At 45.5% G+C, this 9,827-nt stretch carries 11 protein-coding genes; 2 read left to right on the top strand and 9 right to left on the bottom strand.

Annotation, left to right across the window (positions count from 1 at the left end):
* Positions 1–18: 18 nt before the first annotated feature.
* The 6 genes from KAI37_RS11435 to KAI37_RS11410 all read right to left on the bottom strand — a co-directional run bounded on the left by KAI37_RS11435 (position 19) and on the right by KAI37_RS11410 (position 6,259).
* Complete coding sequence (locus KAI37_RS11435; RefSeq protein ID WP_025723337.1) at positions 19–822, bottom strand: pyruvate, water dikinase regulatory protein; 804 nt, start codon at positions 820–822, stop codon at positions 19–21.
* Between the two features lie 13 nt (positions 823–835).
* A complete protein-coding gene (locus tag KAI37_RS11430) occupies positions 836–1,450 on the bottom strand; it encodes a helix-turn-helix transcriptional regulator (protein ID WP_223822107.1) in 615 nt (204 codons plus the stop codon).
* Between the two features lie 237 nt (positions 1,451–1,687).
* Entirely contained in the window at positions 1,688–2,899 is a 1,212-nt protein-coding gene (locus tag KAI37_RS11425; protein ID WP_076294097.1) for an ABC transporter permease, read from the bottom strand.
* Complete coding sequence (locus KAI37_RS11420) at positions 2,896–3,615, bottom strand: ABC transporter ATP-binding protein (RefSeq protein WP_023988440.1); 720 nt, start codon at positions 3,613–3,615, stop codon at positions 2,896–2,898. The genes KAI37_RS11425 and KAI37_RS11420 overlap by 4 nt, the downstream gene beginning before the upstream one ends.
* Positions 3,616–3,621: 6 nt before the next feature.
* On the bottom strand, positions 3,622–5,082 hold the full coding sequence (locus KAI37_RS11415; protein WP_071640820.1) for an efflux RND transporter periplasmic adaptor subunit: 1,461 nt from the start codon (positions 5,080–5,082) through the stop codon (positions 3,622–3,624).
* Between the two features lie 13 nt (positions 5,083–5,095).
* Entirely contained in the window at positions 5,096–6,259 is a 1,164-nt protein-coding gene (locus KAI37_RS11410; protein ID WP_220031286.1) for a TolC family protein, read from the bottom strand.
* Positions 6,260–6,578: 319 nt separating this feature from the next.
* Between KAI37_RS11410 and KAI37_RS11405 the strand changes: the two genes are divergently transcribed.
* The gene (locus KAI37_RS11405) at positions 6,579–6,767 is read left to right on the top strand and encodes a hypothetical protein (RefSeq protein ID WP_013370989.1); all 189 of its coding nucleotides are present in this window, start codon (positions 6,579–6,581) and stop codon (positions 6,765–6,767) included.
* 156 nt (positions 6,768–6,923) lie between these two features.
* On the opposite strand, the gene KAI37_RS11400 is transcribed toward KAI37_RS11405, so the two are convergent.
* The 3 genes from KAI37_RS11400 to KAI37_RS11390 form a co-directional block, all read right to left on the bottom strand.
* Positions 6,924–7,247: an MGMT family protein gene (locus KAI37_RS11400; protein WP_025723333.1), complete on the bottom strand. Its 324-nt coding sequence runs from the start codon at positions 7,245–7,247 to the stop codon at positions 6,924–6,926.
* Positions 7,248–7,362: 115 nt separating this feature from the next.
* Positions 7,363–8,523, bottom strand: coding sequence for a rhamnogalacturonan acetylesterase (locus KAI37_RS11395; protein ID WP_220031285.1), 1,161 nt, complete (start codon positions 8,521–8,523; stop codon positions 7,363–7,365).
* Between the two features lie 231 nt (positions 8,524–8,754).
* Positions 8,755–9,177 carry a hypothetical protein gene (locus KAI37_RS11390; protein ID WP_028542329.1) on the bottom strand — a complete coding sequence of 141 codons (423 nt, stop codon included), beginning with the start codon at positions 9,175–9,177 and terminating at the stop codon, positions 8,755–8,757.
* Between the two features lie 168 nt (positions 9,178–9,345).
* On the opposite strand from KAI37_RS11390, the gene KAI37_RS11385 reads away from it, so the two are divergent.
* A complete protein-coding gene (locus KAI37_RS11385; RefSeq protein WP_071640815.1) occupies positions 9,346–9,771 on the top strand; it encodes a CHRD domain-containing protein in 426 nt (141 codons plus the stop codon).
* Positions 9,772–9,827: the final 56 nt, after the last annotated feature.

The raw sequence follows: 9,827 nt of genomic DNA, 5'->3' as shown, positions 1-9,827 counted from the left end.
ATGAGCAGCTACTAGGCTCTATAACATTCTGATAATTAAACCTGCCGTCTCTTCAATCGCCTTATCTGTAACATCAATAACCGGGCAATTCAGCTCTTTAAACAAAGACTGCGCATACGCTATTTCCTCTTCTACCCTCATCGCTGTAGCATACTGCACATTATTAGGAAGCCCCATAACCTTTAGTCGCTCACTGCGTATTTTCAACAGTAACTCTGGCTCGATCGTTAATCCGAATACTCGACCACGCTGAACATCCTTCAACTGAACAGGCGGTGTCAGCTCCGGTACAATCGGTATGTTGACCGTTTTATAACCTTTATGCGCGAGAAACATGGATAAAGGGGTTTTGGAAATACGGGATACTCCAAGCAATACAATATCCGCTTTGAGAATGGCGCTCACATCTTTGCCATCATCATATTGAACCGCAAAATCCAAGGCCTCTACACGGCGAAAATAGTTATCGTCCAGTCGGTGCAGCAGACCAGGCTTCTCTTTGGGATCGTTATGGAACGTATCGGCAAACGCCTGCATCATCGGTCCCATAATGTCGACAGCCCGCACATTCAGCCGGACAGCCTCCTCTTTCATCGCTTCTCTCAATTCTGGCTGTACCAGCGTATAAGCTACGAAGCCTTTACGCTCGGCAACTTCCTCCATCACCCGGCTCAGTTCGTCTTCATCCCTCACGTTCATAAATCTTTTGATCTCTGTGTCCGGTAACTCAAATTGGCGCATGGTCGCCTGTACGACAGCTTCTGCCGTCTCGCCAATCGAGTCTGAACAGATCGCTATAAAATGACTGCTCACCTGAACCATTCGATTCCTCCCATTAATCCTCTGCTACCATATCGAGCAACATTTTAATAATATTCGTTTTTGTAATGCGTCCCACGACTTTCCAGTGCTCCCCTGGCTTGTCGGAGTCGGAAGGGACGACAACAGGCAGGCTGTCGATTTGACGGGCAATAATTTTGCGCGCTGCCTCTAATACCGTATCCTCTGGGGAAACGGTGACAACATTCGCCTGTCGGGTCATCACAAGGCTGACAGGAATGGTTGCTGCATTGGGATTCCCTAACGTTACCTTAAGCAAATCCTTGCGGGAAGCTACCCCTGCCAAATCTCCGTCTTCATCGGTGACGATCAAATTGCTCACATTTTCCAAAAAGAGAGCTACCACAGCTTCCTGAATCGTTGTTGTTTCTCGTACGATGACTGGAACCCCATGAAGATCGCCGACCTTCATTTGCAACAGCCGGAATTTTTCCTCCCGGTTCGGCGTGCCCCGCTTTCCAACAAAATATCCGACCTTGGGCTTTGCATCTATGTAATTCAGAATGCCCAATTTGGATAGGTCGGTCCGAATGGTCGCCTTGCTGAGATTAAGCATTTCCGCAATCTGATCCCCGGTAATCGGGGCATGCTTTTGTACGATGTTTAAAATTTCTACTTGTCTTGCCGTAAGGTCGATGATGAACGTCCCTCCTTTTTTCTTCCGATCTAATATTGAATATAATACGTCATATATATCAATAAATCAACCTTAAAAAGCATATAAAACATCACATATATAAAATTAAGGCGGTTATTCATGTCTTTTTATCATTTAAAACACTTATTTAACACAAAAAACGGGTACTTTGCACCCTGCTCTTTCGAGTAAGGCGAAGTACCCGCTCCCTTATTCGTATCTTAAAGCATCAATTGGACGCAGCTTCGACGCCTTTCGCGCCGGATATACTCCGAACAACACTCCAACCCCCATACAGCACAGAAAAGAGTAAAGCACGGGCTCTATCGAATACACAATCGGCATTTGGACGAATTTCTCGAGCAGCTTTGCACCTCCGAGACCCACCATTACACCAACCAGCCCACCCATCAGACTGAGAAAAACAGCCTCAGCCACAAACTGCAGCATAATATCACTGCGTTGCGCACCAATCGCTTTGCGAATCCCGATCTCCCTCGTACGTTCCGTGACGGACACTAGCATAATATTCATAATGCCGACACCTCCGACACCAAGCGCAATTGCAGCTACACCGACCAGCAACATATTCATAATTCGATCAACCCCGGACACTGTTTTTAAGATTTCCGTCTGGGTCATGATCTGAAAGTCATCGCCCTCTGATGGCTTTAGCTCATGTCTGGCACGTAGTACCTGCCGAATTTCAGCACTTGCCTGATTAATCTTCTCCTCTGTTGTTGCAGAGGCGTTCACCTGCTGAATACTCATATTGCCTAGCCGTTCCATCCCCGTTGTAATCGGTACATATACCTGCTGACCACTGTTACTCATATTGGAATTGGAATTTGCCAGCACACCAACCACCTTAAAAGGAAGCTGTTTAATCATGATCGTCTCACCGACCGCTCTGGAGGCATCCGGACCAAAAATATTACGGGCCGCATCACTCCCAAGCACGGCCACATTCATTTGTTTATCTACTTCATAGTGGGTAAACGACCTGCCTTGAGCTAGTGACAGCTTTCTCACATGAACGAATGCCAGCGAAGTCCCCTCAATTTGCGCGCTGACCTTATTGCGACTCCACGTAATATCTGCATTGGTCATGGCACTTGGTGCTACCTCTGCTACTGCTTTTTGCTGCTCTAGCGCATCGATATCTTCCAGAGATATTCCTTTCGTCTGACTGAACGACATGGAACTGGAGCCATCATATGGAGCATAAGGATAGATCATCAGCAGATTATTTCCCATACTGTTGATCTGAGATGTAATCGTAGCCGTTGATCCTTTACCGATGGCTACAATCATAATCACAGCGGCCACTCCGATAATAATGCCCACCATGGTCAGCAAAGATCGCAGCATATTGGTTCGCAAACTGTTGAGCGATACACGGATAATTTCCTTAAACTTCATGCCTTCACTTCCTCTGCCGCCATTCTTCGTTTCCCAACAGGCTGATCCTCTTCAATCCGCCCATCCCGAAAATGAATCAGACGCTTGGCGTATTCCGCAACCTCCTGATCATGAGTAACCAATACAACCGTTTTCCCCTGATCATTCAGACGCTGAAAAATCCCCATTATTTCAACACTTGTTTTGGAGTCCAATGCGCCTGTCGGTTCATCCGCCAAGAGAATGACCGGATTGTTCACAAGTGCGCGCGCAATTGACACCCGCTGCTGCTGACCGCCTGACAATTCGTTTGGCCTATTGTTCATCCGATCTCCTAGACCTACGCTAGTGAGAGCCTCCATTGCCCGCAAACGACGCTCCTTGGCAGGAATACCCGCATAGATCATAGGCAGTTCCACATTCTCCAAAGCCGTTGCTCGCGGGAGCAAATGGAACTTTTGAAATACAAATCCGATTTTCTGATTACGTATAATAGCCAGTTCATCCTCGCGGGCATCTAATATCGAATAGCCATCCAAATAAAATTGTCCCGATGTAGGTAAATCCAGACAGCCGATGACATTCATCATCGTGGACTTGCCTGATCCAGACGGTCCCATGATCGCAACAAAATCACCGTCAGCAATATCAAGTTGTACCTCACGCAGGGCATGAATTTCCTGATCTCCGACCTGATACACTTTTTTCAAATCCTCAATCTGAATGACGTATCTCATACCCGTTTAAAAGCCTCCCTGCATGCCGCCCATAGCGGAAGGGTCCGGCGGAGGTTCAGGAGCAGGCACAATAAGCGTGTCACCCTCCTTTACACCTGACTTGAGCTCGACTCGATCTGGCGTGTAAAATCCGAGTTCTACGGGCTTGAATGTGCGCGCCCCTGGATTCGCAGCGTTATTAGCGGCAACATACACGCCATCCTGTCCCCCTTCCGATCTCAGCGCAGTAGCAGGTACGAACAGTACATTTTTGTGTACTCCCAAAATAACGGACACATTCATAATCATGCCCGTTTTGAGCTTGCCTTTCGGGTCATGAACAGACAATTCCATCAGATATGTCGTCATCCCTTCATCCGTAGAGGCTTCCGGTGAGACGAATTGCACCTTCCCTGGAAATAATTCACCAGGATATGCATTGGTAGTCAACACGGCTGAAAGCCCCTTCTTTACCTTGACAATGTCGGTCTGACTTACCTTCACAACTACCTTAAGATCGTTGGAATCCGAGTTATTCATGACAATGAATGGAGCTGTCGGACTAGTCCCTACATCCCCGTTCACCTTCAAGATTACCCCGTCCCAAGGTGCTGTGACCTGAAGTTTGTTCAATTCATTTTTCTTCTGCTCCAGTTCCGTCGCCTGTCTTCGAACCTCTATCCGTGAGGCTTGAATATTGGATGCATCAGCCGGAACCTGAATTTTGCGAAGCTCTGCCATTGCCGTACGATATCCGATTTCAGCTTCTGAAATGGTGCGACGTTTTTGCGACATGATTTTGCGGAACTGCAGATCCAGACCATCATAGTCCGTCTGTGCTTTATCAAGTGCTTGCTCTGCCTGCTCCAATTCACTGTTAGACACCGCACCGGCATCATGTAAAAACTTTTGGTCCTCATATGCCTTTCGCGCCTGTTCCAACTGCTTTTGGGAAGTTTTCTTCTGACTTTCGGCTTCTTCCAGCTCAAATGATTCTTGCGCTGTATCGATAGCCATTTTGGCCCGAAGTACATTTGTTTTCTGAATTTCAATGTCCTCTGCCTTCGGACCTTTCTCCAATTCAGCCAGCTTGGATTTGGATATTTCCAAAGTATCAGACGCAGTCTGAATTTGCATTTTAATTTCCGAACTGTCCAGAAGAGCCAGCACCTGTCCTTTTTTCACCTTGTCCCCAGCTTTCACATTTACCACTGCCAGCTTGTTATCACCTGCACTCGTGAAGTTTAACTTCACTTCCTTGGACGCTTGCACGGTACCGGACGTGTCCAGCTTCTCACTCACATCGCCGCGCTCTACTTTAAGCGTCTCATCCTGAACCAAAAGTGCCGCCTGCTCCTTGGGCAGATTCAGATATACTGCCGCTCCGCCTCCACCTACAACTAGTAGAACAATTGCAGTCCATATCCACTTTTTTCTCCGTTTTTTCCGTAACTTGATTAAAGCATCATTTAAAACCGTTTCTGCCAACGCCTTTTCCTCCCTATGTGCTCCATGGCTTGTTCAACGTATACTCATTTTGATCCAACTCGATCGCCAGCTCTTCCATTTGCCGTTCAATCTGGTTCACTTTCAACTGATTATTTTTCAATTCCATCTCGATAATTAGACCTCTGGCCCACTTTTTGCGTGATAACTCCAAGGCCTCTTTTGCCGTACGCAAGCTTTCTTCCAATTGTACGTATTTTTTTTGGTTTTCCTTAACCGTGGCATACAAATTGCGGAGTGATTCGGCAAAATCCTTTTGGCCTTTGTCGAGCTCCTCTTTAGCCGTATCGACATCCATTTTAGCTAGATCGTAAGCACCTGCACCGTTATTAAAATCGAAGTATCTCACATTAAGTTCCGAAGTTTTGATGCTATCCTCGAGCTTCCATAAGTTCGGATTCATGTCTGTCAGCTGTTGTATATGTATTTCGATATCCAGCTTCTTCGGTTCCTTGTACACGGGCCGGTCAACCAATTCATAGGCTGTTCCATTAGGCTGTCCCATGAGGAAGTTCAGAGCATCCCTGGATTTTTGAAACGCAATTTTCCCCTGCTCTACTGTTTGCTGAGCCTGGCTTCTGGCCTGTGTACTCTCGTTTTTTGCATACTCAGACAGCTTGCCGCGCGCAAATTTGGCAAGTGCAATCTTTTCCTCTGCTTGGGCAATTTCAAGCGCTTCTAGATCATTTTTCACTTGATTCTCTGCCACGAACACACTTTGATAGCTTTTCATCACATTAAAATAAATCTGGTCTTTGGCAAACTGCGCCTGCTTTTTGCTGGCTAGATAAGATAGCGTCGAAGAGTTATAACTTCTCCAAGAGGTATTATCATCAACATATTCACCGTCTATAAAATCAACAAATGCATTTCCCAGATCCTTTTCTGCATTTTTCAGTTCCATTCTGCGACGCTCTACATCCCGTTCGGCGGTACGCGTATTGTAATTGTTCGTCTGTGCCCATTCCACGGCCTGTTTGAGTGTTAATGTAGGTAAAGCCTGACCCGTTACGGATGGCGTCTTCGATGTAGCCGCATTAGATGGACTAACCGATGTACTTGATGCTACATTCCCTGATAAACTCTCAGCCTGTACAGTAGAGGCCAAGCCTGATGATAAGGACAATACAAGCAGCACGACAGCCGCTTTTTGCTTCATAGATGAATCTCTCCCCTTTCGGTTCATTCCCCGAATCTTTTCCATTTTTTTCGACATAAACTTCCACGAACTCTTTGCATTCTAATTGTACTTTCAGGTTTATGTTGGTACAAGGTGTCAAAACAATACATTTTTGTAACCTTTGCTTCCTGATTACTCGCTTTATACTACTTTTCATCCAATGAGATATTGATTCACCCTATTTTTACCTGAACTTTACCTAATTTTCAGCTAATTTTAAGGAAACCAACAGCATCTATTAAGGTTTGGAACATATACTAGAGAAAGAATAACAGCCGCTCACTGGGAGGGTTAATAGATGATAAAAGAATCTCGCATGACAACCACTAACGAACCGTCTGATTTGTGGATGACCCGCTTTTTACGTGAATCAGAACAAAAAAAGAAACAACTAATCCGGGAAGCCCGGAAAAATAATGATATACCGCTGATGAACAGCATTTCTTTTCACCTTGCCCAACGGGATCAGCAGCATCTTATCGGCTAAAATGACAAGTGAATCTTATGCTATAAATAACAGATTACCTCTAGTTATCTGCTTCGTATGCTAGATGAAAAAAATCCGGGTCAAATCGATAATTGATTTGTCCCGGATTTTTGTGATCATCAAATCTAATATAAAACCGCATAGCTTGTTCCGTTCCTATTCTTCCATCTCCGCCTGCGGATCATAGAGATATTGATCGAGTGGAATACGCCCGCTTTCATTAAAACGTATGCCTTCCTCCTCCAAATACAGACGCTGCAGGGATGCGGACTCATCCTCCTGCAAAGCAATCTCCCCCAAACGGTTGACTACTCTATGCCAAGGAAGTTGGTGTTTTTGGCTCAATGTATGCAAAATTCGCACCACCTGTCTGGCACCTCTTGGGCTTCCGGCCTCTGCCGCAATTTGACCGTAAGTCATTACTTTTCCCTCAGGGATCAACAGTATAATTTGAAGCACACGGGCAGTGAAAGGCTGCATGTTCTAATTCCTCCGTATTACTATTGCTTTTTCAATAATTATAGCACCCTGAACAGAGGCTAAAAACCCCTGCGCCTACCGATGTAAGAAGCAGGGGAAAACCCAGCGTTTAAATTTAGAATCCGCTCAGACCCTGCCTTTTTAAATCCTGTGCTACTAATCGGGCCAGTTCCCTTGCACCTTCATAGTTTGGATGGAGTGTATCGCCGTTCATATACAAGGCCAGTGTAGCGTCTTTACCAATAGAAGTGAAATAAGCTGAGCTAAGAACATTCAGGTCGACTAAAGGTGTTTGTTCCTCTTGAGCCAGTGCCAAAATAGCGCTTCTATACCATCTATTTTCTGCGGTGTGTACATTGTTAGCATTAAAGTCAGTGGCTCGTCCTTGCGGAGTTGACAGGATTACCGTCGCCCCTTTAGCCTTAACCTGCCGAATCATATCCCTCATCCAGTCCTTAAACTCGGCTTCGCTTTCGTTATGCTTTGGATTGGTGTCATTGATGCCCAATTGGAGAATAAAATAATCCCCCGGCTTAATATATTGGACAATGGCCTCCAACTGACCGTCCTGGTGGAAGCCTCTAGCAATTTGGCCTCCAGACGCCATATTGCGAATTTGAAAAGTATTCGTATTCACAAACTCTGGCAGCAGTTGGCCCCATCCCGCCTGCACGCTGCTATCTAGCGGATAATAGTTACAAACCGTAGAATCTCCACCGATATAAATCGTTCGATTCGTAACCGGATTGCTAGATAATTGCCTGATTTCCAATGCACTGAGTGTGAAGACCGCGCCCTCTTTGCCTTCAGTAACTAGCAGATTTAGCTGCCCATCTTTCACTGGAATTTGAAAGCGATCCTTGGCCCCATTCCCTGTCATATTAATGACCTGATACGCCCCTTCAGCCGCAATACTCGAACGAGAGGTATCTCCTAAAGTAACCGACACCTCATACAAACCAGGAGGAAGATCAACGTCAAAAGTATTCTCGCTTTTCGTACCTGTAGCCAGGAACCGTACGGCATCACTTGCCACTCCAGTCCCCGAAGCGCTGACATTACGCATATTCTCAGGGGTACGAAAGCCATATCCACGTGCTGAGTCATAGGACAGCGAAGCACTCACACCGGTATAACCCGTTTCGACCGTACCTCCGCCAAAATCAAACTTGTACTCTCCAGCGGATGCATGTGCCGGCGTAGCTATGCCCATACCTGGTGCACCACACAAAAAAGCTGCTAAAAGCATACCAGTCAATCCTTTTTTCCATTTCATTCTTCATTCCTCCTTCAGATTTTTAATTGTACGAAGCAAAGAATATTTTATTTTTTGTAAGCGCATACATAAAATTCTACCAATTGTTGCAGGGTTATGCCTATGTGATTATTATGCAAAGAAAAGTAGTTTATTCGTTAAGCTAAAACTTGTACTTGTACACAAAAAAGCCTCGCAGTTACAACTGCGAAGCTTTATGAAGCAATATTTCTTCATATCAAAATCACTACATTAATCCGCAACCAAAATTCCGTCAAAGCTCTCTGGACCTACACGTATTGTACCCAGCAGGTTAGCAGAAACAAAAGCAGTGTACACCAGTTGTGGCGTAATCGGCGGATTGAAATCATCTGCTGAGAACGCAATAACCTGTGGAGCTAATAAACTCAAACTAAAAGTGGATGTAGCCGAATAAACAACAGGGTCAGTTACCACAGTACCTCTTACAATAGTGATAGTAATTCCTACTAAAGCAAGCGGAAGTTGAAGCGATATGGTTCCTTTAAGCAGAACCCGTGGCGTACCTGTAGCTCCCTGTGTGTTTAATCCGATCTGCCCAAACAATTGAGGTGTATTCAAAACCGTGATCGGAATGGCAATAGAGTTGGCTGTCGAAGCATTTTGGGATGTTCTTCCATCAATAAATGTCCCCATGGTTTCCCCTCCTCTCTCTACCAGATACTCATAGACTATGAAAAAGTTTGTTTTGTGCTTGGACTGAATAACTTGTAAAACACACAACTTCTAATGAATAGGCTAATGTGCAGCCCTTTCTCTGGCCCTGTGAATACACTAAACCAACACTGGGAAAGGAGGGATGTCATGTCTAATAAGTTTAGAGCCATCTTAAGGGGGGCTAATGAAGTGCCTCCTGTCAGAACAAATGCGACAGGAACAGCCGAATTTCGTTACCGTCAAGCGAGCCAACAATTAAGCTTTGAACTGACTGTACGCAATATCTCGCGTGTAACCGAAGCGCATATTCATCTGGGACGAAGAGGTGAAAATGGTCCTGTTGTTGCTACACTGTTTGGTCCTTCGAAGTTTGGCATAACCGTTAGAAGAGGCGTCGTTAGCGGCGTGCTCCGTGCATGTGATCTTACCGGTCCACTCAGAGGCAGAACCATTTATGATTTGGTGTGCCAAATCAGAGAGGGCAATGCCTACGTCAATGTCCACACGATCCGTCATCCGAACGGTGCCATTCGTGGACAAATTAGACGCGCACCTATCAAACGCTGCAAATAACGAATGATCATGAGTATAAAAAAAGAACTTCCATGCCACTTATTTTGAGGCTATGG

Origin of the sequence: Paenibacillus sp. S25, assembly GCF_019454085.1 — a bacterium.
GTDB classification, from domain to species: Bacteria; Bacillota; Bacilli; order Paenibacillales; family Paenibacillaceae; genus Paenibacillus; species Paenibacillus polymyxa_B.
Note: the sequence above shows the minus strand (reverse complement) of the source record. Positions and strands in the feature narration are given on the sequence as shown.

Coding starts and splice junctions, on each gene's coding strand:
- KAI37_RS11435 (WP_025723337.1), bottom strand. CDS start 822: ATGGTTCAGGTGAGCAGTCATTTTATAGCGATCTGTTCAGACTCGATT.
- KAI37_RS11425 (WP_076294097.1), bottom strand. CDS start 2,899: ATGAAGTTTAAGGAAATTATCCGTGTATCGCTCAACAGTTTGCGAACC.
- KAI37_RS11420 (WP_023988440.1), bottom strand. CDS start 3,615: ATGAGATACGTCATTCAGATTGAGGATTTGAAAAAAGTGTATCAGGTC.
- KAI37_RS11410 (WP_220031286.1), bottom strand. CDS start 6,259: ATGAAGCAAAAAGCGGCTGTCGTGCTGCTTGTATTGTCCTTATCATCA.
- KAI37_RS11405 (WP_013370989.1), top strand. CDS start 6,579: ATGATAAAAGAATCTCGCATGACAACCACTAACGAACCGTCTGATTTG.
- KAI37_RS11400 (WP_025723333.1), bottom strand. CDS start 7,247: ATGCAGCCTTTCACTGCCCGTGTGCTTCAAATTATACTGTTGATCCCT.
- KAI37_RS11395 (WP_220031285.1), bottom strand. CDS start 8,523: ATGAAATGGAAAAAAGGATTGACTGGTATGCTTTTAGCAGCTTTTTTG.
- KAI37_RS11390 (WP_028542329.1), bottom strand. CDS start 9,177: ATGGGGACATTTATTGATGGAAGAACATCCCAAAATGCTTCGACAGCC.
- KAI37_RS11385 (WP_071640815.1), top strand. CDS start 9,346: ATGTCTAATAAGTTTAGAGCCATCTTAAGGGGGGCTAATGAAGTGCCT.